Annotated in this window: 27 protein-coding genes; 6 read left to right on the top strand and 21 right to left on the bottom strand. The window is 58.4% G+C overall.

All coding sequences use genetic code 11. The features are described from left to right. Window positions 1-13: 13 nt before the first annotated feature. From QQJ87_RS01655 to QQJ87_RS01645, 3 genes are read right to left on the bottom strand one after another with little or no spacing between them, the layout of a single operon-like run. Window positions 14-691 carry a glutathione S-transferase gene (locus tag QQJ87_RS01655; RefSeq protein WP_284279573.1) on the bottom strand — a complete coding sequence of 226 codons (678 nt, stop codon included), beginning with the start codon at window positions 689-691 and terminating at the stop codon, window positions 14-16. Window positions 692-738: 47 nt separating this feature from the next. Continuing rightward, window positions 739-1,668: an RNA polymerase sigma factor RpoH gene (gene rpoH / locus QQJ87_RS01650; RefSeq protein ID WP_284279572.1), complete on the bottom strand. Its 930-nt coding sequence runs from the start codon at window positions 1,666-1,668 to the stop codon at window positions 739-741. Window positions 1,669-1,712: 44 nt separating this feature from the next. Continuing rightward, entirely contained in the window at window positions 1,713-2,303 is a 591-nt protein-coding gene (locus QQJ87_RS01645; RefSeq protein WP_284279571.1) for a hypothetical protein, read from the bottom strand. Between the two features lie 73 nt (window positions 2,304-2,376). Here QQJ87_RS01645 and QQJ87_RS01640 point away from each other — a divergent pair, with 73 nt between their 5' ends. Next, window positions 2,377-3,285: an alpha/beta fold hydrolase gene (locus QQJ87_RS01640; RefSeq protein WP_284279570.1), complete on the top strand. Its 909-nt coding sequence runs from the start codon at window positions 2,377-2,379 to the stop codon at window positions 3,283-3,285. Window positions 3,286-3,344: 59 nt separating this feature from the next. Here the strand turns inward: QQJ87_RS01640 and ilvD are convergent, their stop codons facing one another. From ilvD to QQJ87_RS01620, 4 genes are read right to left on the bottom strand one after another with little or no spacing between them, the layout of a single operon-like run. Continuing rightward, window positions 3,345-5,204, bottom strand: coding sequence for a dihydroxy-acid dehydratase (gene ilvD, locus QQJ87_RS01635; protein ID WP_284279569.1), 1,860 nt, complete (start codon window positions 5,202-5,204; stop codon window positions 3,345-3,347). Between the two features lie 40 nt (window positions 5,205-5,244). Next, on the bottom strand, window positions 5,245-6,183 hold the full coding sequence (locus QQJ87_RS01630) for a DMT family transporter (RefSeq protein WP_284279568.1): 939 nt from the start codon (window positions 6,181-6,183) through the stop codon (window positions 5,245-5,247). Between the two features lie 12 nt (window positions 6,184-6,195). Beyond that, window positions 6,196-6,945: a class I SAM-dependent methyltransferase gene (locus tag QQJ87_RS01625; RefSeq protein WP_284279567.1), complete on the bottom strand. Its 750-nt coding sequence runs from the start codon at window positions 6,943-6,945 to the stop codon at window positions 6,196-6,198. Continuing rightward, window positions 6,942-7,268 (bottom strand): nucleotide pyrophosphohydrolase, encoded by a 327-nt coding sequence (locus QQJ87_RS01620; RefSeq protein WP_284279566.1) that lies wholly within the window; start codon window positions 7,266-7,268, stop codon window positions 6,942-6,944. The genes QQJ87_RS01625 and QQJ87_RS01620 overlap by 4 nt, the downstream gene beginning before the upstream one ends. 71 nt (window positions 7,269-7,339) lie before the next feature. Here QQJ87_RS01620 and senA point away from each other — a divergent pair, with 71 nt between their 5' ends. After that, a complete protein-coding gene (gene senA / locus QQJ87_RS01615) occupies window positions 7,340-8,629 on the top strand; it encodes a selenoneine synthase SenA (RefSeq protein ID WP_284279565.1) in 1,290 nt (429 codons plus the stop codon). Window positions 8,630-8,650: 21 nt separating this feature from the next. Further along, window positions 8,651-9,394, top strand: coding sequence for a putative 4-mercaptohistidine N1-methyltransferase (locus QQJ87_RS01610; RefSeq protein ID WP_284279564.1), 744 nt, complete (start codon window positions 8,651-8,653; stop codon window positions 9,392-9,394). A gap of 20 nt (window positions 9,395-9,414) precedes the next feature. On the opposite strand, the gene QQJ87_RS01605 is transcribed toward QQJ87_RS01610, so the two are convergent. Continuing rightward, a complete protein-coding gene (locus tag QQJ87_RS01605; RefSeq protein WP_284279563.1) occupies window positions 9,415-10,578 on the bottom strand; it encodes an alkane 1-monooxygenase in 1,164 nt (387 codons plus the stop codon). A gap of 126 nt (window positions 10,579-10,704) precedes the next feature. Between QQJ87_RS01605 and QQJ87_RS01600 the strand changes: the two genes are divergently transcribed. After that, window positions 10,705-11,745, top strand: coding sequence for a helix-turn-helix domain-containing protein (locus QQJ87_RS01600; protein ID WP_284279562.1), 1,041 nt, complete (start codon window positions 10,705-10,707; stop codon window positions 11,743-11,745). A gap of 27 nt (window positions 11,746-11,772) precedes the next feature. Then, window positions 11,773-12,135, top strand: coding sequence for a SpoIIAA family protein (locus QQJ87_RS01595; RefSeq protein WP_284279561.1), 363 nt, complete (start codon window positions 11,773-11,775; stop codon window positions 12,133-12,135). A 3-nt stretch (window positions 12,136-12,138) separates the two neighbouring features. Here the strand turns inward: QQJ87_RS01595 and QQJ87_RS01590 are convergent, their stop codons facing one another. From QQJ87_RS01590 to QQJ87_RS01550, 9 genes are all read right to left on the bottom strand, one after another. Next, on the bottom strand, window positions 12,139-12,660 hold the full coding sequence (locus tag QQJ87_RS01590) for a C40 family peptidase (protein ID WP_284279560.1): 522 nt from the start codon (window positions 12,658-12,660) through the stop codon (window positions 12,139-12,141). A 159-nt stretch (window positions 12,661-12,819) separates the two neighbouring features. Continuing rightward, on the bottom strand, window positions 12,820-13,206 hold the full coding sequence (locus tag QQJ87_RS01585) for a type II toxin-antitoxin system VapC family toxin (protein ID WP_284279559.1): 387 nt from the start codon (window positions 13,204-13,206) through the stop codon (window positions 12,820-12,822). Then, on the bottom strand, window positions 13,203-13,454 hold the full coding sequence (locus tag QQJ87_RS01580) for a type II toxin-antitoxin system Phd/YefM family antitoxin (RefSeq protein WP_284279557.1): 252 nt from the start codon (window positions 13,452-13,454) through the stop codon (window positions 13,203-13,205). Before QQJ87_RS01580 ends, QQJ87_RS01585 begins: the two co-directional genes overlap by 4 nt. 79 nt (window positions 13,455-13,533) lie before the next feature. Next, window positions 13,534-14,781, bottom strand: a complete 1,248-nt coding sequence (locus QQJ87_RS01575) for an acyl-CoA dehydrogenase family protein (protein ID WP_284279555.1) — start codon at window positions 14,779-14,781, stop codon at window positions 13,534-13,536. Window positions 14,782-14,810: 29 nt separating this feature from the next. Beyond that, a complete protein-coding gene (locus tag QQJ87_RS01570) occupies window positions 14,811-15,566 on the bottom strand; it encodes an SDR family NAD(P)-dependent oxidoreductase (protein ID WP_284279554.1) in 756 nt (251 codons plus the stop codon). An 11-nt stretch (window positions 15,567-15,577) separates the two neighbouring features. Next, window positions 15,578-16,342: an SDR family oxidoreductase gene (locus QQJ87_RS01565; RefSeq protein WP_284279553.1), complete on the bottom strand. Its 765-nt coding sequence runs from the start codon at window positions 16,340-16,342 to the stop codon at window positions 15,578-15,580. Between the two features lie 25 nt (window positions 16,343-16,367). Further along, entirely contained in the window at window positions 16,368-17,345 is a 978-nt protein-coding gene (locus QQJ87_RS01560; protein WP_284279552.1) for an NADPH:quinone oxidoreductase family protein, read from the bottom strand. Then, window positions 17,342-18,376, bottom strand: a complete 1,035-nt coding sequence (locus tag QQJ87_RS01555) for a phosphotransferase family protein (protein ID WP_284279551.1) — start codon at window positions 18,374-18,376, stop codon at window positions 17,342-17,344. The genes QQJ87_RS01560 and QQJ87_RS01555 overlap by 4 nt, the downstream gene beginning before the upstream one ends. A 21-nt stretch (window positions 18,377-18,397) precedes the next feature. Continuing rightward, window positions 18,398-19,069 (bottom strand): histidine phosphatase family protein, encoded by a 672-nt coding sequence (locus QQJ87_RS01550; RefSeq protein WP_284280066.1) that lies wholly within the window; start codon window positions 19,067-19,069, stop codon window positions 18,398-18,400. Between the two features lie 121 nt (window positions 19,070-19,190). On the opposite strand from QQJ87_RS01550, the gene QQJ87_RS01545 reads away from it, so the two are divergent. Continuing rightward, window positions 19,191-20,084: a LysR family transcriptional regulator gene (locus tag QQJ87_RS01545; protein WP_284279550.1), complete on the top strand. Its 894-nt coding sequence runs from the start codon at window positions 19,191-19,193 to the stop codon at window positions 20,082-20,084. On the opposite strand, the gene QQJ87_RS01540 is transcribed toward QQJ87_RS01545, so the two are convergent. From QQJ87_RS01540 to QQJ87_RS01525, 4 genes are all read right to left on the bottom strand, one after another. Continuing rightward, a complete protein-coding gene (locus tag QQJ87_RS01540; RefSeq protein WP_284279549.1) occupies window positions 20,077-20,817 on the bottom strand; it encodes a sulfite exporter TauE/SafE family protein in 741 nt (246 codons plus the stop codon). The two genes, QQJ87_RS01545 and QQJ87_RS01540, sit on opposite strands and share 8 nt — an antisense overlap. 102 nt (window positions 20,818-20,919) lie before the next feature. Next, entirely contained in the window at window positions 20,920-24,039 is a 3,120-nt protein-coding gene (locus QQJ87_RS01535) for an efflux RND transporter permease subunit (RefSeq protein WP_284279547.1), read from the bottom strand. Continuing rightward, entirely contained in the window at window positions 24,036-25,403 is a 1,368-nt protein-coding gene (locus QQJ87_RS01530; protein ID WP_284279546.1) for an efflux RND transporter periplasmic adaptor subunit, read from the bottom strand. The genes QQJ87_RS01535 and QQJ87_RS01530 overlap by 4 nt, the downstream gene beginning before the upstream one ends. After that, a complete protein-coding gene (locus QQJ87_RS01525) occupies window positions 25,400-26,674 on the bottom strand; it encodes a TolC family protein (protein ID WP_284279545.1) in 1,275 nt (424 codons plus the stop codon). Before QQJ87_RS01525 ends, QQJ87_RS01530 begins: the two co-directional genes overlap by 4 nt. Window positions 26,675-26,678 lie beyond the last annotated feature (4 nt).

Genomic DNA, 26,678 nt, shown 5'->3' with positions numbered 1-26,678 from the left:
TTTACGCTGGCCTTCAGGCGTAGTCGTAGGGGCCACCCACTTCCAGCGCCTTCTTGTAGGCGGGGCGGGCGTGAATTCGGTCCACGAATTCCCGAATTTTCGGGAACTGGGCGATGGCCTCGGCTCGGCTGCAGGCCGCCTCCAGCGGAAAGCTCATCATGATGTCGGCGGCGGTCATGTCGGCCCCGCAGAACCAGGCGTTTTGCGTCAGCACGTCGTTGATGTACTTGAATTGGCGCGCCAGGTTGGGGTCGATGAAGCTGCTTTTAACTTGTTTTGAAATGCCGCGTGCAATGGGCAAAACCAGCGGTTTGAGCAGCAGTGGCAGCGGCGCGTTTTCAATTTTGTTGAAAATCAGCGTCATGACCAGAAAGGGCATGGCTGAGCCTTCGGCAAAGTGCATCCAGTAGGTGAAATCGCGAGCGGCTTGTGTGCCAGCCTCGGGGCGCAGTTTGCCCCCCGCTTTGTCCACCAGGTATTCAACAATGGCACCCGATTCAGCCACTGTGATGTCGCCATCGGTGATGACTGGCGACTTGCCCAGTGGATGAACCTTGAACAGTTCGGGTGGTGCAAGGTAGGTAATCGGATCGCGACTGTAGCGCTTCACGGTGTAAGGCAGGCCGAGTTCTTCAAGCAGCCACAGAATGCGCTGCGAGCGCGAATGTTCCAGATGATGAACGACGATCATGCCCTGCAAAGCCCCATTGAAGTGAAGATAACTACAAACGGCCTTGGTCAGGCCGCTTCGTTCTCGTACTTTAACAGAGCCTGCTTCATTTTTTTCATGGCCTGCACTTCAATTTGGCGCACCCGTTCAGCAGACACACCCAATTCAGCGGCCAGGTCATGCAGGGTTTTGGATTGATCACCCGCCAGCCAGCGGCTGGAGATGATGCGCTGGCTGCGCTCGTCCAGGCTGGACAAAGCCAGTTCAAGCCCTTCGGTGTGCAGGCGTTCCTGGTTGGACATGTCGATCACTTCAGAGGGTTCAGCACCCTCAGCGGCCAGGTATTGCACCGGGTTGTAGCTGCTCTCTTCGCTGTCGGCGTTGACGACGGGGTCGAGGCTGAACTCGTGGCCAGCCATGCGGCGTTCCATGTCAGACACGTCTTCAGGGCGAACATTCAGTTCGTCGGCCACCTCGCGGATTTGGGCCTGCGACAGGGTTTGACCGAACTTCTTGAAGCTGTTCAGGTTGAAAAACAGCTTGCGGTGCGCCTTGGTGGTGATCATTTTGACCATGCGCCAGTTGCGGATGATGTATTCGTGAATTTCGGCCTTGATCCAGTGCATGGCAAAGCTGACCAAACGCACGCCGCGTGTGGGGTCGTAGCGCTTAACCGCTTTCATCAGGCCGATGTTGCCCTCTTGAATGAGGTCGGCGTGGGGCAGGCCATAGCCCAGGTACTGGCGCGCCACGGCCACCACCAAACGCAGGTGGCTAAGCACCAGGCGGCGGGCGGCTTCCAGGTCGTTGTCTTTTTGCAGGCGCTCGGCCAAATCTTGTTCTTCTTCCGCCGACAGCATCGGAATTTGATGCGTGGCAGAAATGTAGGCATCCAGATTTCCGAGTGGACCTTTGGCCACCAGGGCCCAAGGGTCGCGCACAGCCACAGCACGGCTGCTGGCTGCAGTGGGGGAAAGTGTCAATGCAGTGGTGGTCATGTTTGCTTGAATTCTCCGTAAAGAAGCAATTTCGCAATGCTATTTTAGCACTCCTGCAATAAGAGTGCTAATCCCCCGAAAAGTTCGGGAGGTCGTTTCGACACGATTCGAAACGCAGGCGTTGAATGAAGTTCGTTCCTGCACTCAGCGTCCACAAATCTAAATTCAAGTCGTCTTGCGATGTGATCAGTACAACCTTCAACACATTCAAAATAGTGGTACACATCTCCAAAAATAGTGGGCGGTGTAGATTTCGCAATGTATTTGACTGAACCAAATGCGCTACCAGCCTCTCCCCGACAAGTCATGGTCTTGAAATGCCATTCCAGCGTGGTGTTCTTTGATGAGTTTAAATAACAGGTGGCGACTTTGGTTAAGGGTTCAAAAGGTGTTGTTGAATATTGCTCAAGTTCAATGACAAAAACCACCTGACCATTCTTTCGACAGGGTTCATCAGAAATCTGGTCTTTGGGGCAAAGGTATCGCCATTTGTCCATCATAGTCTGAAAGGTTTTGCCGTCTCGACTGTCACCGATCAACATCGAAAAGTAGGTGGCGTTGTCTTGCTCCATGTTGTGAGCCGAGGCAAACCCGCTAACGAGCAGGGCCAGTGAAAATACAAGCCACCTTTTCATGATCACCCCTTTAATCTTCACCATTCATGATCGAATATTAACCTTAGGCGATTGATTAAAAGAAGATTTACACATGGGCTTAGACGCAATCGAAACAACAATTCAGGCCGCAGGCCTGACCTTTCCGGCCTTGCGTGCTGGCACCACCGGGCCGCTGGTGGTCTGTCTGCACGGCTTTCCGGACAATTACGAGGGTTATCGCAGCATTGCCACCACGCTGGCCGCACAGGGTTATCAGGTGGTGTGCCCGCTGTTGCCGGGTTACAGCCCGGCCAACCAACGCCAGGGCGGTACGCACAACGCTTTGTATGTGCGCGATGTGCTGACCGAGCTGGTGGAAGTGCTGCTTAAGGAAACCGGGCAGGTGCGTTGCCATTTGGTGGGGCACGATTGGGGTTGTGTGGTGGCCTGTTTGATGGCCGAGCACCGGCCCAACCTGTACTTCAGTCTGTGTGCCATGGGCGTGCCCTACGGCATGAGCTGGGCCAAAATGGTTGTGCGCTGCCCGTCTTATTTGCTGCACGCTTGGTACATTTTGTTTTTTCAGTTCAGGGGCTTGGCCGACTGGCTGATTCGCCGCAGGCGTTTTGCCTTTTTGGCCTGGTTGATGAAACACTGGAGCCCGAATTATGCCGGCATGCAAACCATGCAGCAGTCGGTGATTCAAACTTTCGAAAAGCCAGGGGTGTTGAAGGCGGCGCTGGACTATTACCGCACTTCGATGTTCTCAATGACGCCCCAGGGTTTTGAAATACGTGCCCTGCTGAACAAAACCATCCATGTACCCACCCTGGCCTTGCGTGGGCAACACGACGTCTGTCTGCCCGAATCAGTGTGGGAAGTGACCAGCCCAAGGGCCTTTCCAAACGGCCTTACTTTGGAGGTGCTGGCTGGCGCTGGGCATTTCATTCAATACGAGCAGCCGGACGCCATCGCCCAACGCCTTTTGCGCTGGTTCAAGCAGGCGGGGTTAGGTGCTTGAAAGCCCAGTTACACGCGCAGCCAAAGTGGCCGCGCGCGGGGCAAGGTGGTTGCGAGGCTTTAGTCTTCCAGCATGTCCAGGTTGCGCACTGCACCCTTGTCGGCGCTGGTGGCCAGCATGGCGTAGGCCTTCAACGCAGCTGACACTTTGCGTGGGCGTGGCTTGACTGGCTTCCAGCCCAGCTTGTCTTGCTCGGCGCGGCGCTTGGCGAGTTCTTCCTCGCCGACCAGTACGTTGATGCTGCGGTTGGGAATGTCGATGCGGATGCGGTCGCCATTTTTGACCAAACCGATTGCGCCACCGGCTGCTGCTTCAGGCGAGCAGTGGCCGATTGACAAGCCCGATGTGCCGCCTGAAAAGCGGCCGTCTGTCAGTAGCGCACACGCTTTGCCCAAACCTTTGGATTTGATGTAGCTGGTGGGGTAGAGCATTTCCTGCATGCCGGGGCCACCTTTGGGGCCTTCATAGCGCACCACCACGATGTCGCCAGCCTTGACCTGGTCGTTCAGAATGTTTTCAACGGCTTCGTCCTGGCTTTCAACCACGTGGGCCGGGCCTTCAAACACCAGCAGGCTGTCGTCTACGCCAGCGGTTTTGACCACACAGCCGTCCAGCGCAATGTTGCCGTGAAGCACGGCCAGGCCGCCTTCCTTGCTGTAAGCGTGTTCGAGAGAGCGGATGCAACCTTCGGCGCGGTCCACATCCAGACTGGGCCAGCGGCTGTTCTGGCTGAAAGCCACTTGGGTGGGAATGCCGCCCGGACCCGCCATGTAGAAGTGTTTGACGGCGTCGCTGGGGTTGCGTGCGATGTCCCACTGGTCGAGTGCGTCTTTCATGGTTTTGGCGTGCACGGTGGGCACGTCGGTGTGCAGGTTGCCGGCGCGGTCCAGCTCGCCAAGAATTGCCATCACGCCGCCAGCGCGGTGCACATCTTCAATGTGGTATTTGTTGGTGTTGGGCGCTACTTTGCACAGCTGGGGCACCACGCGTGACATGCGGTCGATGTCGGCCATGGTGAAGTTGATGTTGGCCTCTTGTGCGGCGGCCAGCAGGTGCAAAATGGTGTTGGTGGAGCCGCCCATGGCAATGTCCAGTGCAATGGCGTTTTCAAAGGCTTTGAAGCCGACAGAACGCGGCAGAACGCTTTCGTCTTCCTGTTCGTAGTAGCGCTTGCACAGCTCGACGATTTGCCGGCCGGCTTTTTTGAACAGTTGCTCGCGGTCGGCGTGGGTGGCCACCACGGTGCCGTTGCCGGGCAGTGAAAGACCCAGTGCCTCGGTCAGACAGTTCATGGAGTTGGCGGTGAACATGCCAGAGCATGAGCCACAGGTTGGGCAGGCGGAGCGCTCTACTTCGGCCAGGTCGGCGTCGCTGACCTTGTCGTCAGCGGCCATGACCATGGCGTCGATCAGGTCGAGTTTTTTGAACTGAACGGTTTTGGTTTCCGGATTGGCCAGCTTGACCTTGCCCGCTTCCATGGGGCCGCCGGATACAAAAATCACGGGGATGTTCAGGCGCATGGCGGCCATCAACATGCCGGGGGTGATTTTGTCGCAGTTGGAAATGCACACCAGTGCGTCGGCGCAGTGGGCGTTGGCCATGTATTCAACCGAGTCGGCGATGATGTCGCGGCTGGGCAGCGAATACAGCATGCCGTCGTGACCCATGGCGATGCCGTCGTCCACCGCAATGGTGTTGAATTCTTTGGCGACGCCGCCGGCGGCTTCAATTTCACGGGCCACAAGTTGGCCTAGGTCTTTCAGGTGCACGTGCCCGGGTACGAACTGGGTGAAGGAGTTGGCCACAGCAATGATGGACTTGCTGAAGTCGTCGTCTTTCATGCCGGTGGCGCGCCACAGCGAGCGTGCACCCGCCATGTTGCGGCCAGCGGTGGAGGTTTTTGAGCGGTATGCGGGCATGGCAATGCTTCCTGCGAGTGTTGGTGTGTAGCCCTCTATTCTAACGGACTTTGCCTGCGCCTGTGGAGGGCTTGTTGGTTGGCTTGTTGGTCAGATAGACCCCCAGCGCCGTGATGGCACCACCCACCCCCATCGACACCAGAATGGTCTCGCGCAGTATGAGTGCCGACAGGGCAATGCCGAACACCGGCACAAGGTTGGTGAACACAGCTGTGCGCGAGGGGCCGAGAATTTGTACACCCTGATAGAACCACAGGAAAGCCACCACGGTTCCGATTGCGCCCAGGTACACCAGGCATGCCCAGACCACCCAAGGTTGTTCAGCCCAGGCAATGGTGGGCAGTTCATGCGCGGCACCCGCGCCCATGAACAGCAGGCCCCACAGCGTGGCCCAGGTGATGGCGGCCACTGGGCTCATGGTTTGGCCTGCCTTGCGCAAAATCAGCGTGTAGGTGGCCCAGCCCAGCACGGCCATGACCATCAGCAGTTCACCGGGCCCCAGTGACTGGCTGACATCGTGCAGGGTGCCCAGCAGGTCGCCCCGCGTGATCACGATGCCTGCGCCAAACAGGGCCAGTGCAATGCCGGTCCAGCGCCTGCTGCCCAGCCTTTCGCTGAAGACCACGCTGGCCAGCAGGGCAGTCATGATGGGGTTCAGGCTGACGATCAAGGCGGTGCGCCCGGCTGGAATGTGGGCCAGTGCTGCAAAAAAGCAAATGTTGTACAGCGCAATGCCGGTGGCCCCCATGGCGGCGGTGGTCAGCAACTGGCTGCGGGTCAGCCTTTGCAGGCCGCCTTCCATTTTGAAAGCGGCGGCCACCAGAAACACGGCCGCCACCAGATACCGCAGGAAAGCGGCTGTCATGGCGGGCAGGTGTTGAGACACCGTTCGACCAGCGACAAAGGTGCCACCCCAGAACAAGGCGACCAGCGTGAGTTTCAGCATCAAAATGCCGTGGTGGTGGGGGCGGTGCTGCATGTGGTTTGATTTTTAGAGGGTGCCCAGACGAAGGTGGATGGGCCAGCGCACAGGGCGCACGGTGGATGGGTCGCCCCAGGCGTGGGCAAGGTCGTCTGCAAAGCGGGTCAGAATGGCGTCGCCCTGGGCTTCTCGCGCGGCGCGAATGGCAGACCACGTGGACACATAGCCCAGAAACTGGGGCAGGGTCCATTCATGCTGAATGTGGAGTGCTGGCGCTTGCTGTTCATCAAAAGGAAATGGCAGGGTGGCGTAACCGGAGTCGACCAAAGCGCGTTCTGGCGGCCAGTGGGGTCCGATTTCGTCGGTGTAAAACTGCTGAAAGCGCGCGTTGAGGGCCGCCTCGAGCGTTAAAACCCCGTAGGTGATCAGTGCCAGCACGGCTCCGGGTTTGGCAATGCGCCGCACTTCATCGTAAAACGCGGGCAGCTGGAACCAATGGGCGGCCTGGGCGGCGGTGATCAAGCTGGCGCAACGGTCGTCCACAGGCAGTTGCTCAGCGGGTGCGCACAGGTAGCTGACGTTGGCCAGGGGCGTTGCATGGGCGATCTGGCTTTGACTGGGGTCGATGCCTAAAACCTGTTTGAACGATTTTGCCAACAGGGTCGTGAATTGGCCCGTGCCGCAACCCACGTCCACAGCAAGGTCAAGGTCCGGGACCAGCCCGGCAAGCCAAGTGGCCAATTCGGCCGGGTACTCGGGCCGGAAATGGGCGTAGTGCTGGCCGCCCTGGTCGAACCAGTTTTTGGGTGCTTCGTTCATGCCGGGTATTTCAAGGCGTTGCTCTTCATTTTTTGCTCAACTGCCTCATTCAGGTCGATGCCCAGCACCGATGCCAGCCTGACCAGGTAAAGCAGCACATCCGCCACCTCGTCGCGCACGGCGCGGGCGGTGGCTGGATTGTTGGCCACTTGGGTGGATTCTTCCTCGGTCAGCCATTGAAAGAGTTCCACGAGTTCACCCACTTCACCAGTCAATGCCATGGCCAGGTTTTTGGGCGAGTGAAAGGAGTTCCAGTCTCGTTCATCGGCAAACTGTTGCAGGGTCTGTTCTAGCGCCTGGGTGTCTAACAAGGGGGTGTTCATGGTTAAGCCTTATTCGTGTCGCTGTGCGCCACACACTATAATGCGGATTCCAGTTCACAACCAGACGCATCATGAACGACTACGCTACTTTGCTGAAAACCCTGAATGAGACCCATGATCTGGTTTTAAGCATGCTGGAGGGCCTGACTGACGAGCAATTGAATGTTCCTTGCGTCCCCGGGATCAACCCGCCCTTGTGGGAAGTGGGGCATGCCGCATTTTTTTATGAGCGATTTGTGCTGCAGTGGCTTGATGGTGGCACCACCTACAACCCCGCGATGGACGAAATATGGGATTCGTTTGAGCTGGCCCACGAGGACCGTTGGCTGCCGGGGCTGTTTCCAGATCAGCAAGAAACGTTGACCTATTTTTCAGAGGTGTATCGGCGGGTGGCTGCGCGAATTCAGGCCAAGCCGCTGACAGATCAGGCGCATTACCTGGTCAAATACGCGATTTTTCATCAGCACATGCATCTGGAATCGATGACCTGGTGCCGTCAGACCCTCGCGTATTCACCGCCCCCGGGTGCTGTGATGCCCGCACAGGCCACACACCACGGCAAACTGGGCGACGTGCAGGTGCCAGGCGGCGTGTACCGGTTTGGCATGCCTGCCAACTCCCCTGATTTTGCGACCACGGGGTTCAGCTTCGACAATGAAAAACCCGGTTTTAGCCGAGAGATTGCGCCTTTTTCCGTGTCGGCCACGCTGGTGTCGAACGCCGAGTTTCTGGATTTTGTGCTGGCTGGGGGGTATCAGAACGACCTGTTCTGGAGCATGGGTGGTCTGCGCTGGCGCGATCGAAACAAGGCCCGTAACCCGGCTTACTGGCGGCAAGTGGACGGGCAATGGCAGGAAAAACATTTTGACCGCTGGCTGCCTCTGCAGCCTGAATTTGCAGTTCGCCATGTGTCATTCTGGGAGGCGCAGGCTTACTGCAAGTTTGCGGGGCGACGCCTGCCCACCGAGCTTGAATGGGAGGCCGCCGCTTTGGGCAATCTGGAAGGTCGGCCCTTCCGGCTATTTCCGTGGGGCAACACCATGGACTCAAACCAGGTGGACATGGACCGCAAACAACTGGGTCGACTGCCCGTGAGTGCGCTGCCTGAGGGCGCAAGCCCTTGGGGGTGTCGGCAAATGATCGGCACAGTGTGGGAATGGACGGCAGACCAGTTCATGCCGTATGACGGGTTCTGTATGGACATGTACCCTTTTATGTCGACCTTGCAATTTGGAGATCACAAAGTGGTGCGCGGTGGATCGTGCGCCACCTCTTCGCTGCTGATTCGCGGCACATACAGGCAGGCTTACCTGCCTGATCGCAATGATGTATTTGTGGGTTTCAGAACCTGCGCCATTTAACCAAACAGGCAACTTTACTGCATGAGCAACCCTTACGAAACCGACGAGCTGGTCAACCAGTACCTGGCATTTCATTACGGCCCCACTTATTTTGAGGTGCCCAATTACGCGGTGCATTGTGCAGACATTTGTCTGGGCTTGATGCAGGGCAGATCAACGCGGCGCGCGCTGGACCTGGGCTGTGCGGTGGGCCGCAGCACCTTCGAGTTAGCGCGAGGGTTTGAGTCGGTGGTGGGCATAGACCTGTCCAGCCGATTTGTAGAGTCAGCACGCGCGCTGCAGGAAGGCGCTGTGCTGCCTTATTTTCTGCACGACGAGGGCGTGTTGGGTCATGCAGCCAAAGCCAGCCTGTCAGACCTCGGTTTGATCGACATGGGGCGCAAGGTGCGTTTTGAACAGGGCGATGCCTGCCAACTGAGGGCGGGCCTGGGTCAGTTTGATTTGGTGTTTGCCGGCAACCTGATTGACCGGGTGGCAAACCCGGCTGCGTTTCTGGACACGTTGCAGGATGTGGTCAACCCCGGCGGTTTACTGGTTATCAGTTCACCTTACACCCTGCTGGATGAATACACGCCCCGTGAAAACTGGTTGGGCGGTGTGGTGGTTGACGGGCAAAGCCGAACCATGCTGCAGGGCATGACCCAGGCGCTGGCCCCAGCATTTGTGCCCCTAGGCAGCCCGCAAGATGTGCCTTTCGTGATTCGCGAAACCGCCCGCAAGTATCAGCACAGCATTGCGCAGCTGACCGTTTGGGCGCGTGTTTGACGGACGAAGTTGTCAGGCGATCAAAGTAGAGAATAACGAGCCTTGAGCCTTGATTGACTGCCCGGCTTGAAGTTGATGCGATTGGCCTGATGCCCCACCGCGTTCACCAAGCGCGGGTTCATTACTGCAAACCACAGAGGCGGTACATAAGCGATCAAAAACATCGCAAAGTAACCCGACGGCAGGCTGGGCAGGTCCGGAAAATCCCGCAGCGACTGATAGCTGCGTGCCGGGTTGGCGTGGTGGTCGGAGTGGCGCTGCAGTTGAAACACAATCAGGTTGGACACCAAGTGATTGCTGTTCCAGGAGTGATGGGGGGCGCAACGTTCGTACTCGCCATTGGGCAGTTTTTGACGAAGCAGGCCGTAATGCTCAATGTAATTGGCGCTGGTCAGCTGAAACGCGCCCCAAAAGGCAACCACGGCCAGTACGGGCACCATGGGCCAGCCAAAGAGGGCAATCAGCGCCGTGTACAGAATGACGGTCATCGCCGTGGTTTGCAGCATTTCATTGCTGACATGCCACTTCGACAAAGCGGCACGCGCCAGGCGCTCGGTTTCCAGCGTCCAGGCCCGCTTGAAGCCGCCAGGAATTTCACGCAGCATGAATTCGTAGATGTGTTCACCCATTCTTGAGGTGGCCGGGTCTTCGGGCGTGGCCACATGGCGGTGGTGGCCCCGGTTGTGCTCAATCGAGAAGTGGCCGTAGCCACCCAACGACAAGGTAAGCAGCGCCAAAAAGCGGTCAAGCCCGCGTTTCTTGTGGCCCATTTCATGCCCCAGGTTCAGACCAAACCCCAGCAGTGAACCGGTGGTGATGGCCACGGCCAGCCAATACAGTGGGGCCAGGTGGTGCGTGGCCAGAAAGATCACATTGAAAAAGAAGCCAAAGGCGATGACCGGCACCAGCAAGTAGGTGATCCAGCGGTAATAGGGGTCATTTTCCAGTGCGGGCACGGCCGATTCAGGCGGATTTTGGCGGTCTTGCCCAAATGCCACGTCCAGCAGTGGCACCCCCACGTAGAAGAAGGCCAGAAACAGCCACAACCACAGCGTTTGGCCCGTCAACAAATACAGAATGGGTCCGAGTGGGGCCGCGAACGGTGACACCAGTGACAGCAGCCACAGGTGCTTTTTGGTGTCCACATAGTGTTGCGTGGGCAATGCGCTGGATGGGGTGCTCATGGCTTTTACCAAAGTGGTTGTCTCAAGTTCGAGCATAGGCCCGAGTCGGCATGGACAACACCGCAGAAGCTGGCATAAGATCGTCAAAAACTGACAAACCCTACGCAGATTCAGGAGACAAACCCCTTGCGCGTCAACGCCCTCGATTCATTTCAGGATCTGCAACCCGCCTTGCACCCGGTGTACGCCCGCGTGCTGTGCACCGAATTGCAAGCGCGGGGCTTTGATCGAGACACCATTTTGGCGGGCACCCGCCTGAACTGGCAGACGCTGCACGACAGCAATCAGTTTTTGAATTTCGACCAGATGCGCAGGCTGATCCTGCACGCGCTCGGCTTAACCGCATGCCCGTGGTTGGGGCTGGATGTGGGGTTCAGAACACAGGCCTCGGCCCACGGCATGCTGGGCGCAGCCATGATTGCCAGCAAAGACTTGCCCCAGGCGATGCTGTTGCTCAAACGCTTTGCCGGGTTGCGCCAGAACCTGGCGGACCTGCACATTGAGGATCGCGGGGGGCTGTGTGTGGTGTTGGTCGAAAAGGTCAAGTTGGGTGATCTGCGTGAGTATTTGTATGGCCAGCTACTTGGGGGCTTGGCACAACTGCTGACGGCATTGACAGGGCTTGAGTTGCCGCCGCGCCTGCGGATTGAATGGCCATTTGACGAACCCGCTTGGGCCAATCAATATGCGCGCATTGCTGCCCACAACAGCTTTGGCCATGCGCAACTGGTGGTGCATTTGGACCCTGACTTGCTGTGCTGCCCCAGCATTGGTTCTGATTCGGACGCCTTGCAGCGGCTGGTTCGTGACTGTGAATTGCAACTGAATCGACTTGAGCATGGCGCTGGCCTGTCTGATCGTGTTCGCTTACGCCTGCAGGCCACGCAAGGGCGCATGCCCACCTTGCTTGAAATGGCCCATCTGGAAAACCTGACTGAGCGGACCTTGATCCGCCACCTGAAGGCGGAGGGGCACAGCTACAAGCAACTGGTGGATGCCGTGCGAGTGGAGCGTGCCTGCTGGCTGCTGGAGCAGACGGAGCTGACGGTCGAGCAGGTGTCCGACGCTTTGGGTTACGAAGACCCTTCCAACTTCAGCCGCACCTTCAGGCGCTGGACAGGATTGATTCCAAGCCATTACCGACAAGGTGACAAGGGTGTAGGATGAAAGATCAATCCACTCCAAGGGGCAACCATGATTGAACTGATGGAAGATTTGCCAGACCACGTGCTGGGTTTCAAGGTGTCAGGCCTGGTGACCGCCGACGAATACGAAAGTGTGGTCATTCCGGCGGTGGAGGCGTTCTTTCTGGTTCAGCCCAAGGCCCATTTCATGTATTGCTTCAGCCCTGAGTTTGAGGGGTTTGAGGCCGGCGCTGTGTGGGATGACGTTCGCTTGGGTTTGCGGCACATCAGCGGCTGGGAAAAGGTGGCCGTGGTGGCCGATCAGGACTGGCTGCGCGGTGCAGTCAAACTGTTCAGGCTGGGTATTCCGGGAGATTTGCGGGTGTACACCACGCAGGAGATGCCCCAAGCCAAAGCCTGGGTTGAATCGTAAGGCTTACTCGGTGAAAGACAGGCTGGTGCTGGTCAGCATGGGCGAGCCCTCGGGCGGTACCCGTCGAACTTCGATCAGCCGCTTGTTCCAGAATCCGTCGGTCAGGCTGGAGTACACCACGCCTTCGCTGGTGGATGCATGCAGAAAGGTGCCGTTGCCCGCGTAAATGCCCACATGGCCGTGACGGCCGCGGAACTTGAAAAACAGCAGATCGCCGATTTCAGGTTCGCTTTTCTTGACGCGGGTGCCCTCTTGGCGCAGTTCTTTCACGGTTCTGGGCAGAATCATTTGGTAGGCGGTGCGATAAAAGCGATCCACCAGGCCCGAACAATCAATGCCTGCCAAGGTGTGTCCACCCAGCTTGTAGGGCGTGCCCAGCATTTGTTCGGCAAAAGTCACCAGAATGTTTTGTGGAGCCTGGCGATCGGCCACGGTGTCGTCACCGGCGTACGCAGGCATGGCGCTTGCGGCAAGCAAGGCCAACACACTGAAAAACTTCAACAAATTGTGAAAACTGCCTTTCATTTTGGCTCCGGCAAGGGGATGCTGCTTCGGTCAAAGAGGGGCTACCAGCGGCGATAGTAATTCGAAAATCCGCCGTGTGTTGCACTTGGGGTACAAAAATGAAATATTTTTGATGAAAGGCTTGACGCAGTTTTTGATGGATTTCAGCTGCGTCGGTTCCTAGATTTGAATGATGGTGTCACTGTAAAGGGCTACCGTGGCATCGTGTGTGATGAGACGCATGGGTTCGACCAGCGCTTGTGCAATCAGGATTCGGTCAAATGGATCCTGGTGATGTGCGGGAAGAGATTCAACTGCCACCGCGTGTTCTGCCTCAATGGACAGCAGGCCATAGCCAGATTCTCTGAAGTAGTTCAGGGCTTCTGCGCCTGAAAGGGGCATGCCACCTTTTCCGAGTGCATGTTTAATGGAAATTTCCCAGACGCTGGCGGCGCTTACCCACAATGAGGCTCTGGGTGATTGAAGCAGGCCCCGTGCTTGCTGGCTGAGTTTGGGGCTGTCGGTGATAGCCCAGAGTGCCACATGCGTGTCCAGCAACAGGTTCATTCAGCCGGCTTCCCTTGAAACAGAGCAGCCACAACGTCGTTCAGGTCATCAATAGACTCTGGCACTTCGAACTTGCCCTTTGCCACACCCAATCTTGGTTTGGCATTCGCTGAGGCATTCAAGGGCACAAGTTTTGCGACTGGCCGACCATTCCGTGCAATCAGAATCTCACTTTCCTGGCCCAGTTCGATGGCTTCTACAAGGCGTGAAAGTGTCGACTTGGCTTGCAGCATATTAACGGTTTGCATGGAATCGCCCTTGTGTCATATTGGCTTAGTCTAGTCTGGCTAATTCAAAAACACAAGCCCTATGACGGGCTGCCTGTGTTTAACGCAGTGGCGGGGTCAGGTACCGCGCACCCTGGCCAAGGGTGGCTTGGCTGGCTTTGATCTCCATGCGGGCAATGGATTGCAAATGCACCTCGTCGGGCCCGTCGGCGTAGCGCAGGCATCGGCCCCAGGTGTAGTGGTCGGCCAGTGGTGTGTCGGGGGTCAGACCCATCGCGCCAAACACTTGCATGGCCCGGTCCACCACGGTGGTGTGCACGGTGGGCACCAGTGCCTTGATCATCGAAATTTCCTTGCGGGCGGCTTTGGCGCCCACGTTGTCGATCATCCAGGCGGTTTTCAGCACCAGCAAGCGGGCCTGGTCAATTTCAATGCGTGATTTGGCGATCCACTCACCGATGGTGCCGTGTTGGTACAAAAATTTGCCGAAGGTTTTGCGTTGCTGGCTGCGTTCAATCATCAGCTCCAGCGCCAGTTCGGCTGCGCCGATGGACCGCATGCAGTGGTGAATGCGGCCAGGGCCAAGCCGGGCCTGGGCCAGTGCAAAGCCGCTGCCTTCTTCACCCAGCAGGTTGCTGGCGGGCACGCGGACGTTCGTGAACGTGATTTCGCAGTGCCCTTCGTGGTGCTGCGCGTTCAGCACGCTAGGGTTGCGCACAATTTCAACCCCCGGCGTGTTTTTGGGCACAAGGATCATGCTTTGCTGGTGGTGCGTGTCGGCGTTGGGGTCTGTTTTGCCCATCACAATGAAAATTTTGCAGTTGGGGTGACCGGAATTGGTGATGAACCACTTGCGGCCGTTGATGACGTAGTCGCCGCCCTCACGCTGAATCAGGGTGGTCACATTGGTGGCATCTGATGATGCCACGTCGGGCTCGGTCATGCAAAAAGCAGAGCGGATTTCGCCGCGCAGCAGGGGCATCAGCCATTGTTCTCGCTGCTCGGGCGTGGCAAACATGTGCAGCAGTTCCATGTTGCCGGTGTCGGGGGCGTTGCAGTTGAACACCTCGGATGCCCAGCCGATGCGTCCCATGATTTCTGCCAGCGGGGCGTATTCCAGGTTGCTCAGGCCCATGCCGGGTTCGTCCTCACGCAGGCTCGGCAAAAACAGGTTCCACAAGCCTTCGGCTTTGGCCCTGGCTTTCAGTTCTTCCATGAAGCTGACCGGAAAAGTGCCTGCGCGGGTTTCTTCGTTGTACTGGCGCACGCGCGGCACGATGTGCTCGTCCATGAACTGGCTGACGCGTTGTCGCAGTGCTTCCACGTTGGGTGAGTATCCGAAATCCATGTTCAATCCCTCTTCAAAATCGTTGCGTTTTAATAAGCAGACACACCGCCGTCCACGGCGATGGCCTGGCCTGTCATGTAGGTGTTGTCGGGCGAAATGATGCCCAGCATGGCGGCCACCATTTCTTCAGGTTGGCCCAGGCGCTTCATGGGCGAAGCCTCGGCCAGAAAGTCCAGGCCCACGCCAATGCCCTCGGTGACCAACGGGGTGGGGCTGTAAAACGGGCATACCGCATTCACACGAATGTTTTTGCGCGCGTACTCCACCGCTGCGGTTTTGGTCATGCCGACCACGGCGTGTTTGGCCGCGCAGTAGGCCGTCAGTTTGGGTGCGCCCCCAATGCCCGCCATGGAGGCCACGTTCAGGATGGCCCCCCCGCCTTGCGCCAGCATCTGGCGAATTTGGTGCTTCATGCCAAAAAACACGCCCTTGGCGTTGACGGCAAAATTCAGGTTGAATTCCCATTCTTCGGTGTCGATCAGCGCTTTCATGGGGGTGGACATGCCCGCGTTGTTGATGCCGATGTCCAGCCGCCCGAAATGTTGCACGGCGGTGGCCACCATGGCTTGCACCTGGCTTTCCACAGTGACATCACAGGGCACGGCCTGCACTTGTGCGCCGCCCTCGGTCAACGCTGTGGCCACCGCATCCAGCCCGGCCACATTGCGGTCGCCCAGCACCAGCTTTGCGCCGCCTGCGGCAAGGCGCTCGGCCAACAGCTTGCCGAAACCACTGGCTGCACCCGTGATCATGACCACTTGGCCTTTGAAAGTGTCGGTCTGCATGGTGATCTCCTTCACAGGGTCAGGCCGCCGTCGACCACGATGCATTCACCGTTGGTGTAGCTGGCTGCGTCAGACACCAGGTAAAGCACTGTGCCTGCCATTTCGTCGGGCATGGCGTGGCGCTTGAGCGGAATTTTGGCAATCCATTCGTTGCAGATTTTCTCGTTGGCGAACAAGGCACCTGCAAACTTGGTTTTGGTCAGGCCGGGCAGCAGAGCGTTGACGCGGATGCCGAACTGGCCACATTCTTTGGCAAAGGCTTTGGTCATGTTGACTACGGCAGCCTTGGTGATGGAATAAATGCCTTGCCATTCGCCGGGTTGCAGGGCGTTCACCGAGGCTGTGTTGACGATGGCACCGCCACCCTGTGCGCGCATCATGCGGCCTGCTTCGACCGACATGAAAAAATAACCGCGAATGTTCACTTCCACGGTTTTGTTGTAGGCGGCCAGGTCGGTGTCCAGAATGTGGCCGAAGTAGGGGTTGGCGGCGGCGTTGTTGACCAAAATGTCGAGCCGGCCGTGTTTGCTTTTGATGTGCGCAAAAATGGCGGCAATGTCGTCCATGTTGCCCACGTGGCAGGCAAAGGCCTCGGCACTGCCACCCGCCTCAGAAATGGAATGGGCCACGGTTTGGCAGTCGTCGATTTTTCGGCTGGACACAATCACGTGCGCGCCCTGTTCCGCCAACAGCCGTGCAATGGATTCGCCAATGCCACGGCTTGCGCCGGTCACGAGTGCAATTTTTCCGCTCAGATCAAACAGCTTGGTACTCATCAATGTCTCCTCTTTGTTGTGTAGGTCAAGGCAGCAAAACCACTTTGCCTTTGACCTGTCGATTCATGACTTTTTGCAGCGCAGGCACGGCTTGCGCCAAGGGCAGTTGCTCGTCCAGCACCAGGCGCACTTTGCCTTGTTCATACCAGCTGAACATTTCGGTCATGTTGCTGGCAAACACCTTGGGTTCGTGCACCACAAAGCTGCCCCAGAACACGCCCAGCACGGCGTACTCTTTCACCAGCGCCAGATTGACCGGGAATTTTGGAATCTGCCCGGACGCAAAGCCCACCACCAGGAGGCGACCATTGCGGGCCATGCAGCGTGTGACCGCGTCAAAGGCCTCGCCACCCACCGGGTCGTACACCACGTCCACGCCCTTGCCGCCAGTCAACTCTTTCAGGGCTGTTTTCAGGTCTTGCTGGCTGTAATTGATCAGCTCATCGGTGCCGTTGGCTTTGGCAATATCCAGCTTTTCAGCGCTGGAACAAGCGGCGATTACCCGGGCACCCATGGCCTTGCCGATTTGCACGGCCGCCAGGCCGGTGCCCCCGGCTGCGCCCAGCACCAGCAGTGTTTCACCGGCTTGAAGTTTGGCGCGTTGGCGCAGGGCATGATGCGCTGTGCCATGGGCGCACAAAATGCAGGCGGCGTCGGCAAAAGGCATGCTGTCGGGTATCCGGATGGCGCAATTGGCGTACAGCACCACCTGTTCAGCCCAGGCCCCACAGTTTGGGGTGTAACAGGCCACCCGGTCGCCCACTTCAAACCCGGTGGTGCCGGGGCCAATGGCCTCCACCACGCCTGCGAATTCACAGCCGGGTACAAACGGCGTGTCGGGGCGGGCCTGGTATAGCCCTTGCACCAACAGCCCGTCCGGAAAGTTCACGCCAATGGCGTGGTTGCGTACCCGCAATTGCCCTTTGCCAGGCACGGGTGGGGCTTGATCGGCAAGCCGCAAGTTTTCAATGGGGCCGTAGTCGTCGCACACAATGGCTTTCATTCGACTTTTCCTTCCACAATGTTCATGGCCATCTGGGCCAAGGGTTCGGTCATCTTGCCCACTGCCATGGCCTTGTCGCTGGCGGCATTGCCGTCCAGCGCGCGCTTCAGCACGCCTTGTGCAATGGCCGCCAACCTGAAAAAGCTGAATGCCAGGTAAAAGGACCAGTTCGGAATGTGATCGATGCCGCGCAGTTTGCAATACAGGGCAACAATGTGGTCTTCATCCGGAATGCCCAGCTCGGCCCGGTCGAGGCCCGCCAAACCGGGAATCAAACCCTTGCCCGGCAATCGAAGGCACATGCAGAAATAGGCCAAGTCTGCCAGCGGGTTGCCCAGTGTCGACAATTCCCAGTCCAGCACGGCGCGCCCATGTGGGCTGCCTTGGTCAAACATGATGTTGTCCAGCCGGAAGTCGCCGTGCACCAGGCTGACTTTGCCGTCGTCTGCTGGGCAGTGGGCGGGTAGCCAGGCCAGCAGGGCCTCCATCGCGGGCAGTTCGCCCGTCTGGCTTGCGCGGTACTGGCTGGTCCACATGTTGATTTGGCGCTCGAAATAGTTGCCGGGTTTGCCGTAATCGCCCAGGCCCACGGCATTCACGTCCACCTTGTGCAGGTCGGCCAGAATGCGAATCAGCTCCTGGAAGTAGGCCACCCGGTGGGCGGGTTCCAGTTCGGGCAAGGCCGGGTTCCAGAAAATATGCCCGTCCTCGAAGCTCATGATGTAAAACATCGAGCCGATGATGTCTTTGTTTTCACACAGGTGGATGGCGCGCGCCACGGGCACCGGGGTGTTGGCCAGCGCTTTCAGCACTCGAAATTCACGGTCCACCGCGTGGGCCGATTTCAGCAATTGCCCCGGGGGTTGCCTGCGCAGCACGTACTTGCCACTGGCGGCCTCCAGCAAAAAGGTGGGGTTCGATTGCCCGCCCGAAAACTTGGTTGCCTTCAAGGGGCCGCGAAAGCCCTCAATGGCGGACTCCAGGTACGGCGTTAATGCTTCAGTGTTCAGGTGTTGAACATCGGTGCTCATGTCGTCCTCTTTTTGTCGTGTTTATCCGTAGGTGATGGCGTTCAGCCTGTCGGGGTGGTCCAGGTGCCCCAACGTGTTGAAGGTGGCCAAACGCAGCGTGGTGTCGTTGAAATAAAAATGCGACAGGCTGCTGTTGCGGATCTGCAGGTTCAACTCGACCCCCATCTCGGGTGGCGCTTGCAGGGCCATGCCCGTCACGGTGCCGATCGGGCCGCCCGAGCTGACGACCAACACCCGGCGGGCCGACGGGCGCGTGGCAAAGGTGGTGGCATCCTGCACCCGTTTGTAAAAGTCGTCCCAGTGCTCTGGCAAAGGGCCTGTCAGTTGTTTGTTCATCCACAGCTTCAGCACTTGTTTCAATGCCGAATAAAAGGCCCTGCGATCGCCTTTGGCGCTGGCTTTCAGGCTGGCGTGTTCGTCGCCCAGCGCGGCAAAAAGACCGTAAAAGTCGTATTCGTTAAAGCCGGGGTGGGTTTGCGCATCCACCGTGATGCCCATGCCCTGCGCAATGCCTTCCAGTGTTTGGTGGTGGCGAAGTTGCGTGCCGGTGACCACCCGGTCAAATCGCAGGTTGCGCTGTTTGAAATAGTCGCCCAGCCACACTGCTTGCTGGTGGCCCAGTGGGGAAAGCTGGTCGTAATTGTCGCTGCCGAACGAGGCCTGCCCGTGCCGCACAAGATACAGTTCTGCCATGGTGTCTAGGTGTGTCGTACTCAAACAAGAACCCACAGGCTAAATGCAGAACAGTTATTATTGAAGTTGATTGTATGAATGCTAAGGTATTCATTGATTGAATACTTGGCCGGAGGAGACCATGCGTTTAACCCAGGTGGATTTGAACCTGTTTGTGGTGTTTGAAGCCATTTACACCCGCCGAAACCTGACCCGCGCCGCTGAGGTGTTGTGCATCACCCAGCCAGCAGTCAGCAATGCCCTGGCCCGCATGCGCAAAACCTTCAACGACCAGCTGTTTGTCAGCACCTCACGAGGCATGGTGCCCACCCCCGTGGCTGAAAACATCTACAGCCGGGTCAGTGAAGCCTTGCTGCTGCTCGACAGCAGTGTGCAGGAAAGTGAATTGTTTGTGCCCCAGCAAGCCCGCAAGGTGTTTCGCCTCAGTATGAATGACCTGACAGAAAGCCTGGTGTTGCCCCGGCTGACTGCCATGCTGGAGCAAGAGGCCCCAGGCGTGCAGATTGAAAGCTACTTCACTGCGCGACGAGACCTTGCCACTGAACTGGAAGCCGGTGCGATCGATCTGGCCATTGACGCCCCTTTGGTGAATGACCCCAAGCTGCGCCACAGCCCTTTGCTGCCGGTGAAATATGTGTGCATGCTGCGCAAAGATCACCCGTTCAAGGGCGACACCATGACCATGCAGCAATACCTGGGCCTTGCGCATTTGCACATTTCAAGCCGTCGCAAAGGCCTCGGGGTGGTGGACACTGAGTTGTTGAAGCTGGGCCACAAGCGCAACATCCAGATGCGGGTTCAGCATTATCTGGTTGCCCCCCTGATCGCCATGCGCAGTGATCTGGCCTTGAGCGGCCCTGAACATTTGCTGCAAGACTACGATGCACGCCTGATCGAATTGCCTTTTGAGTTGCCCTTGATGGAATGGCACCTGTATTGGCACCGTTCCAGCGATCAGGACCAGGCCAACCGCTGGCTGAGGTCCCGAATTGCAGCGGCCTTGCAGCTTATTTGAAGGGCTTCAGGAACAGGCCGACAGTCAACGCCAGGCCAAGAATCACGATGGCGATTCGCAACCATTTTTCATTGACGCGGTGCAGTGCCCAAGCGCCTGCCAAACCGCCCAGAATGGCACCTGTGCCCAAGGCCAACGCGCTCAGCATGTGCAGTTGCGGGGCGCGCAGAAACACCACCACGGCAGAGGCATTCATGACCCCGGCCAGCACGTTTTTGGTGGCACCCGCGTTGCGGGTTGGCAAGCCGGCCACAGTCAGTGCGGCAATCATCAAAAACCCGATGCCGCCGCCAAAATAGCCGCCGTAAACCGCAATCAGAAATTGCGCCACACCAGTGCTGAAGGCACCCAACCGAACCTGAGCCTCGCCGGGTTTCTTGAAAAAGTTGCCCCAAGTAAACACACCGGTTGCAAACAGCACCAGCCAGGGCACCAGGTCAGCGAACACGGTTTCCGGGGTGTTGAGCAGCAAAAATGCGCCCGCTGCACCACCGATCAGGCTGAGGATGAACAAGGCTTTGAAAGACAGTTCACCCGCGTCGGACACCAGTTTGCGGCCCGCAAGGCCCGACAGTACCTGCCCCGGAAACAGTGCCACGGTGGACGTGATGTTGGCCGCCAGCGGAGTCAGGCCGCTGAAGATCAGTACGGGCAAAGTGACGAATGAACCGCCACCCGCCAGTGCGTTCTGCAGCCCGGCCCAGCAACCTGCTGCAAATATGAAAAAGTACATCAACACGATGCGTCCGCCCGTTTCTTAAGAATTGCAAGCCGGCTATCGTATCACCCGCATTGCACTGGCACAGGCTAGGGTAAACGCGGGTGTTTTTTTGACTCAGCGCCTGCGCCGCATGAGGCGATAGGCCGCCGGAATCAAAAACATCGACAACAAGGGGGCTGTCACCATACCGCCCACCATAGGCGCGGCAATGCGCTGCATGATCTCGCTGCCCGTGCCGCTGCCCAGCATGATCGGGAACAAGCCCGCCAAAATGACCGCCACCGTCATGGCTTTGGGGCGAACCCGCAACACGGCCCCTTCCTCAATGGCGTCCAGCAGGTCTTCATCGCTTGTTTTGCCGAGGTCCACACGGGCGAACCAGGCTTGCTTGAGGTACAGCAGCATGATGACGCCAAATTCTGCCGCCACACCGGCCAGGGCAATAAAGCCGACCGCGCCTGCAATCGACAGGTTGTAACCCAGCAGATACAGCAGCCAGATGCCACCCGTCAGCGCGAAGGGCAGGGTTGCCATGATCAGCAAAGCCTCGCCGAAATCCTTGAAGGTGAGGTAAAGCAGCACAAAGATGATCATGAGGGTGAATGGCACCACCAGTTTGAGCTGCGCGGTGGCCCGCTCCAGAAATTCAAACTGCCCAGACCACGACAGCGAGTAGCCAGCGGGCAAGGTCACCTGTTGCGCCACTGCACTTTGCATGTCGCGCACCGCCGAGCCCAGGTCGCGGTCGCGGATGTCCACGTAGACATACCCGGCAAGCCGCGCGTTTTCACTGCGCAGCATGGGTGGGCCGTCGGTCACGCGGATTTTTGCCACGTCTGACAGCACCAGCTGTTGACCCGACGGGCTGTAGATCGGCAAAGCCTGCAGCTTGTCCAGTGAATCCCGAATTTCGCGCGGATAGCGCACATTGATCGGGAAGCGCTGCAAACCCTCCACAGTTTCGCCCACGTTCATGCCGCCCACAGCCGAGGACACAATGGCCTGCACATCCGCAATGTTCAGGCCGTAACTGGCCGCCCGCGCCCGGTCGATGTCCACGTCGATGTAACGCCCGCCGGTCAGTCGTTCAGCAAAGGCGCTGCTGACGCCAGGCACCTTTTTGACCACCTGCTCGATTTGCCCGCTGATCTTGTCGATGGTGGCCAGGCTGGGGCCCAGTACTTTGATGCCCACCGGGCTTTTGATGCCGGTGGCCAGCATGTCCAGCCGGTTTCGAATGGGTGGAATCCAGATGTTGGTCAGCCCCGGCACGCGAACCGTTTTGTCCAGCTCTTCCACCAGCTTGTCCATCGTCATGCCGGGCCGCCATTGGTCTTGCGGTTTGAACTGAATGGTGGTCTCAAACATCTCCAGCGGGGCCGGGTCGGTGGCTGTGTTGGCCCGCCCGGCTTTGCCATACACGCTGTCCACCTCGGGGATGGTTTTGATCAGTCGGTCAGTTTGCTGCAACAATTCAGCCGCCTTGCTGGCGGAAAGGCCGGGCAGGGCGGTGGGCATGTACAGCAAATCGCCTTCGTTCAACTGCGGCATGAACTCTGTACCAATGCGCTGCAGGGGCCAAAGGCTGGTGGCCAGCAAAAGCAACGCAACCCCAAGCGTGGTTTTGGGGCGCTTCAGCACGGCCAGCAGCAGTGGGCGATACACCCTTATCAAAAACCGGTTCAGGGGGTTTTGCTGTTCTCCCGGTATTTTGCCCCGAATCAGATAACCCATCAGCACCGGAATGAGGCTGATCGCCAAACCTGCTGCCGCAGCCATGGAATAGGTTTTGGTGAAGGCAAGGGGGGCAAACATGCGCCCCTCTTGCGCTTGCAGCGTAAACACCGGGATGAACGACAGGGTAATGATCAACAGGCTGAAAAACAGGGCCGGGCCAACCTCGGCGGCTGCATCGCCAATGACCCGCCAGCGTTGTTCGCCTTGTAGTTTGCCGCCCGGGTTGTCGTGGGCCCAGGCCTCCAGGTGTTTGTGGGCGTTTTCAATCATGACAATGGCGGCGTCCACCATTGCCCCCACCGCAATGGCCAGGCCCCCCAGCGACATGATGTTGGCATTCACGCCTTGGTAATGCATCACGATGAAGGCCGCCAGAATGCCGATCGGCAAAGACACAATGGCCACCAGTGCCGAGCGCAGATGGAACAGAAACAGCGCGCACACCAGCGCCACCACGATGAATTCCTCAAGCAGCTTGTGACTGAGGTTGTCGATGGACCGCTGAATCAAGCCGGACCGGTCGTACACCGGCACCACCTCAACGCCCGCAGGCAGGCTTTTTTTCAGTTCGTCCAGCTTGTGCTTCACGGCAGCAATCGTTTGCAGGGCATTTTTGCCGCTGCGCATGATCACCACCCCGCCCACTGCTTCGCCCTGTCCATTCAACTCACCAATGCCACGCCGCATTTCGGGGCCGACCTGAATGGTGGCGACGTCGCCCAGCTTGACCGACACCCCGGCGGGTGTGGTGTACAGCGGAATGTTCTGAAAGTCCGCAAGCGTCTTCAAATAACCACTGGCGCGCACCATGTATTCGGCCTCACCCATCTCCAGCACCGATCCGCCCGCCTCCTGATTGGCTTTGCCGATGGCGTCAATCACTTGGTTTTGGGTGATGCGAAACGCCGCCAGCTTGTCGGGGTTCAGCACCACCTGGTATTGGCGCACCAAACCGCCGACGCTGGCCACTTCGGCTACATCGGGCACTGTTTTCAGCTCGAACCGCAAAAACCAGTCTTGCAGGGCACGCAATTGCGAGATGTCCTGTTGGCCCGTTTTGTCCACCAGTGCATACTCGTAAATCCAGCCGACCCCGGTTGCGTCGGGCCCCAATGCCGACTGGGCGCCAGGCGGTAGCCTGGACTGCGCCTGGTTCAGGTATTCCAGCACGCGTGAACGCGCCCAGTACAGGTCGGTGCCATCTTCAAACAGCACATACACATAGCTGTCGCCAAAAAACGAATAGCCCCGCACCACCTTGGCACCCGGCACAGCCAGCATGGTTGTGGTCAGGGGGTAAGTCACCTGGTTTTCAACCAGTTGTGGCGCCTGGCCTGGCCAGGTGGTTCGAATGATGACCTGCACATCCGACAGGTCTGGCAGGGCATCCAGCGGTGTACGCAGCAGTGAAACAACCCCCCAAGCCGTGACCATCACGGTGGCCAGCAGCACCAGAAAGCGGTTGGCAATCGACCAGCGAATGAAGCGTGCAATCATGGTGTGCCTCCGGGGGCTGGATTGGGCACTGGCAAGCGGGCCTCAAGGCCTTTCAGGCTGGCCTCTGAGTCAAGCAGAAACTGGCCTGACACCACCACCTGTTGGCCTGCCTTCAAACCAGCCAGAATTTCGGTTTTGTCTGCCGTGCTTTCGCCGGTTGTCACTTCCACCGGCCTGTATTGCCCTTGTTGTTCCGCCACCATCACCAGCGTGCGTTGGCCAGTCTGAATCAAGGCCTGGGTGGGCACCAACAGGGCTTCGTGCCCCTGCTGGTCGGCAAAGGTCATGTTCACAAACATGCCGGGCACCAGTGTGTGTGCCGTGTTGTCCAGTTCAAGCCTGGCTTTCAGGGTTCGGGTTTTGGCGTCCACCTGGGGCAGAATGGCCTGCACCTTGCCGGTGAAGGTTTGCCCGGGCAGCGCAGGGGTGGTGGCCGCAACCGTTTGCCCCACGCGTAATAGCGGGGCCTGGTTTTCAGGCACCTCGGCGTAAGACCACACTTTGTCCAGCCCGTTGAGTTGCATCAAGTTGCTGCCGGGCATTACGGTCATGCCCTCACGGGCGTTCAGCTCGGTGATCACACCATTTTGCGGTGAATACACGGTGACACGCGCCTGCACCTTGCCTGCTTTTTTAACCTGTGCAATCTGCTGATCGTCCATGCCGGCCTGCCGCATGCGGGCCAGCGCAGCCTCGCGCAATGTGGCCAGGTTGTCGCCTTGCATGTGCTGCAAGGTCAAGTAATCTTCTTGCACGGCCACCCAGTCGGGCACATACAGGTCAAGCAGCGCTTGCCCTTTGCGCACCGGGTCGAGGGTGGCTTTTACGTACAGCTTTTCCACGTAGCCGCTGGCCCTGGCCTGCAGGGTGGTCAGTTCACGTTCATTCCAGGCGATGGCACCCACTGTGCTGACCTTGCTTTCAAGTCGGCCCGCCTGAACCAACGCCGTGCGCATGCCCAGGTTTTGTTCGATGCGCGGGCTGATGGTCACTGTGCCAGTGTCGCTGCTGCCACCCCCGTAGGCGGGCACCAGCATCATGTCCATGAAGGGCGATTTACCGGGGCTGTCAAAGTTTTTGCCCGGCACCATGGGGTCGTGGTAGTACAGAATTTTCTGCCCGGTCACCGGGTCGGTGTCGCCAGCCTTCAGGCCTTCCTGAATGTGGCGGCGGGTGGCCGCTTCGCCCTCTGGAATGCCCCAAGTGGACGGGTCTTTGGGATTGGTCTGACCGGATGTTGCGGGTGACCCCCCCGCGGCCGTCATGTTCATACCCTGATGCATGCCGAACTCGTAAAAGCCGAAGCCGGTGCCTGCCAGCAGGCCGGCTGCCAGCAGGGCTGTCAAAATGGTTTTCTGTTTCATGGGTTGGTGTCCTCGGGCAGCAGATATTCAAGCTTCAGCCATTGCAAAGCCGTTTCCTGTGCAAGTTGCAGTCGATCCAGTTGCGCTTGCAGTTCACGACTGCGCGCGTCCAGCACGTCATTCAAGCTGGAATGGCCGGCCCGGTAGGCCGCCATCGTCAGCTCAACATCCTGCTTGCTCAGGGGGAGTACTTTTTCATCGAATACGGCGAGTTGCTTCAAGTCGCCTTGCCATTGCGCCCACCACTGCTCGGTTTGCGCAAGGTGTTCACGCGTGGCCTCCATGCGTTGCCTTTCGGCTTTTCTGGCCAGTGCCTCACGCGCCTGTACAAGCTTGTCTTGCCGGTTTTCAGGGTCAATCTGCAGGGGGACCGAGACCCCGAAGGACAGCATGTTGGAGTAAGCCGGCCCTCGCAGGCTGTACATCACTGAATAACTGACATCGGCCGACTTGTCTTCCTCCGCGGTCACCACCTCGGCCCTGGCCTTTTGTTCCAGTGCATTCATCAAGGCGATGTCGGGGTGTTTGTCAATGTGTTGTGCCAGGTGATCCAGCTTAAAGCGGGTTTTGGCAAGGTCGGGTTCGTCAGCCGGGTTTGCAGGCAGGCTTTGGCCGGTCCACCGTTTCAGCTCGAGATTGTCTTCTTCCAGCTGTGTTTGTGCGGCAATGGTTCTTGCCTCCAGCCTGGCCAGCGCGTTTTGCAAGGTCAGCACCTTGTTGGCAGTGCCCCGATCTGCCCTGTACTGGGCGGATTCAGCCTGTATTTGGCGGGTAATTTCAGCGTGCAGCCGGTTCATCCATTCCACCCGCTGCGCCGAGAAATGGCTTTTGAACCAAGCGCTCGCCGTGGCCTGTCGCAGCTCCGTCAAGGTCATCAATCGCCTTGCCTTGGCCACATCTTCATCACGGTTGAAGGCGCTGGTAGCGGCTGCGCGCTTGCTGCCTTTGACCCAGGTTTGTGACATGCCGACCGACCGCATGGTCATGAAGTCTTGGGCCGCGCTGTATTGCATCGGGCCGTCGACCGGCAAGTTGTCAATCGAGAGTTTGAGTGTTGGGTCGGGCAATTGACCCGCCAGGTCGGCCCTGCTTTTTGCGGCTTCTGCGGCAGATTCTTCTGCCTTCAGCGCAAGGCTGTATTGTTCGGCTGCGTCCAGCGCCGCCTTTAGCGTGAGTTGGCTTTGCGGCTCTGCCGTGGCAAGGCTTGCCAAGGCCGTTGTGGCTGCGCAAACCAGCAAGCCACGCGCAAGCGCGATTGCAATTGATTGCATGGTA

Source organism: Limnobacter litoralis (assembly GCF_030160455.1).
Taxonomy (GTDB): Bacteria; Pseudomonadota; Gammaproteobacteria; order Burkholderiales; family Burkholderiaceae_B; genus Limnobacter; species Limnobacter litoralis.
Note: the sequence above shows the minus strand (reverse complement) of the source record. Positions and strands in the feature narration are given on the sequence as shown.

What these genes read in the sequence shown, in the direction of transcription:
- rpoH (WP_284279572.1), bottom strand. Translation starts at nt 1,668, where the DNA reads ATGACCACCACTGCATTGACACTTTCCCCCACTGCAGCCAGCAGCCGT.
- QQJ87_RS01545 (WP_284279550.1), top strand. Translation starts at nt 19,191, where the DNA reads ATGCGTTTAACCCAGGTGGATTTGAACCTGTTTGTGGTGTTTGAAGCC.
- QQJ87_RS01645 (WP_284279571.1), bottom strand. Translation starts at nt 2,303, where the DNA reads ATGAAAAGGTGGCTTGTATTTTCACTGGCCCTGCTCGTTAGCGGGTTT.
- QQJ87_RS01630 (WP_284279568.1), bottom strand. Translation starts at nt 6,183, where the DNA reads ATGCAGCACCGCCCCCACCACCACGGCATTTTGATGCTGAAACTCACG.
- QQJ87_RS01640 (WP_284279570.1), top strand. Translation starts at nt 2,377, where the DNA reads ATGGGCTTAGACGCAATCGAAACAACAATTCAGGCCGCAGGCCTGACC.
- QQJ87_RS01570 (WP_284279554.1), bottom strand. Translation starts at nt 15,566, where the DNA reads ATGCAGACCGACACTTTCAAAGGCCAAGTGGTCATGATCACGGGTGCA.
- QQJ87_RS01540 (WP_284279549.1), bottom strand. Translation starts at nt 20,817, where the DNA reads ATGTACTTTTTCATATTTGCAGCAGGTTGCTGGGCCGGGCTGCAGAAC.
- QQJ87_RS01565 (WP_284279553.1), bottom strand. Translation starts at nt 16,342, where the DNA reads ATGAGTACCAAGCTGTTTGATCTGAGCGGAAAAATTGCACTCGTGACC.
- ilvD (WP_284279569.1), bottom strand. Translation starts at nt 5,204, where the DNA reads ATGCCCGCATACCGCTCAAAAACCTCCACCGCTGGCCGCAACATGGCG.
- QQJ87_RS01595 (WP_284279561.1), top strand. Translation starts at nt 11,773, where the DNA reads ATGATTGAACTGATGGAAGATTTGCCAGACCACGTGCTGGGTTTCAAG.
- QQJ87_RS01525 (WP_284279545.1), bottom strand. Translation starts at nt 26,674, where the DNA reads ATGCAATCAATTGCAATCGCGCTTGCGCGTGGCTTGCTGGTTTGCGCA.
- QQJ87_RS01560 (WP_284279552.1), bottom strand. Translation starts at nt 17,345, where the DNA reads ATGAAAGCCATTGTGTGCGACGACTACGGCCCCATTGAAAACTTGCGG.
- QQJ87_RS01575 (WP_284279555.1), bottom strand. Translation starts at nt 14,781, where the DNA reads ATGGATTTCGGATACTCACCCAACGTGGAAGCACTGCGACAACGCGTC.
- QQJ87_RS01535 (WP_284279547.1), bottom strand. Translation starts at nt 24,039, where the DNA reads ATGATTGCACGCTTCATTCGCTGGTCGATTGCCAACCGCTTTCTGGTG.
- QQJ87_RS01580 (WP_284279557.1), bottom strand. Translation starts at nt 13,454, where the DNA reads ATGCAAACCGTTAATATGCTGCAAGCCAAGTCGACACTTTCACGCCTT.
- senA (WP_284279565.1), top strand. Translation starts at nt 7,340, where the DNA reads ATGAACGACTACGCTACTTTGCTGAAAACCCTGAATGAGACCCATGAT.
- QQJ87_RS01625 (WP_284279567.1), bottom strand. Translation starts at nt 6,945, where the DNA reads ATGAACGAAGCACCCAAAAACTGGTTCGACCAGGGCGGCCAGCACTAC.
- QQJ87_RS01655 (WP_284279573.1), bottom strand. Translation starts at nt 691, where the DNA reads ATGATCGTCGTTCATCATCTGGAACATTCGCGCTCGCAGCGCATTCTG.
- QQJ87_RS01585 (WP_284279559.1), bottom strand. Translation starts at nt 13,206, where the DNA reads ATGAACCTGTTGCTGGACACGCATGTGGCACTCTGGGCTATCACCGAC.
- QQJ87_RS01610 (WP_284279564.1), top strand. Translation starts at nt 8,651, where the DNA reads ATGAGCAACCCTTACGAAACCGACGAGCTGGTCAACCAGTACCTGGCA.
- QQJ87_RS01555 (WP_284279551.1), bottom strand. Translation starts at nt 18,376, where the DNA reads ATGAGCACCGATGTTCAACACCTGAACACTGAAGCATTAACGCCGTAC.
- QQJ87_RS01530 (WP_284279546.1), bottom strand. Translation starts at nt 25,403, where the DNA reads ATGAAACAGAAAACCATTTTGACAGCCCTGCTGGCAGCCGGCCTGCTG.
- QQJ87_RS01620 (WP_284279566.1), bottom strand. Translation starts at nt 7,268, where the DNA reads ATGAACACCCCCTTGTTAGACACCCAGGCGCTAGAACAGACCCTGCAA.
- QQJ87_RS01605 (WP_284279563.1), bottom strand. Translation starts at nt 10,578, where the DNA reads ATGAGCACCCCATCCAGCGCATTGCCCACGCAACACTATGTGGACACC.
- QQJ87_RS01550 (WP_284280066.1), bottom strand. Translation starts at nt 19,069, where the DNA reads ATGGCAGAACTGTATCTTGTGCGGCACGGGCAGGCCTCGTTCGGCAGC.
- QQJ87_RS01590 (WP_284279560.1), bottom strand. Translation starts at nt 12,660, where the DNA reads ATGAAAGGCAGTTTTCACAATTTGTTGAAGTTTTTCAGTGTGTTGGCC.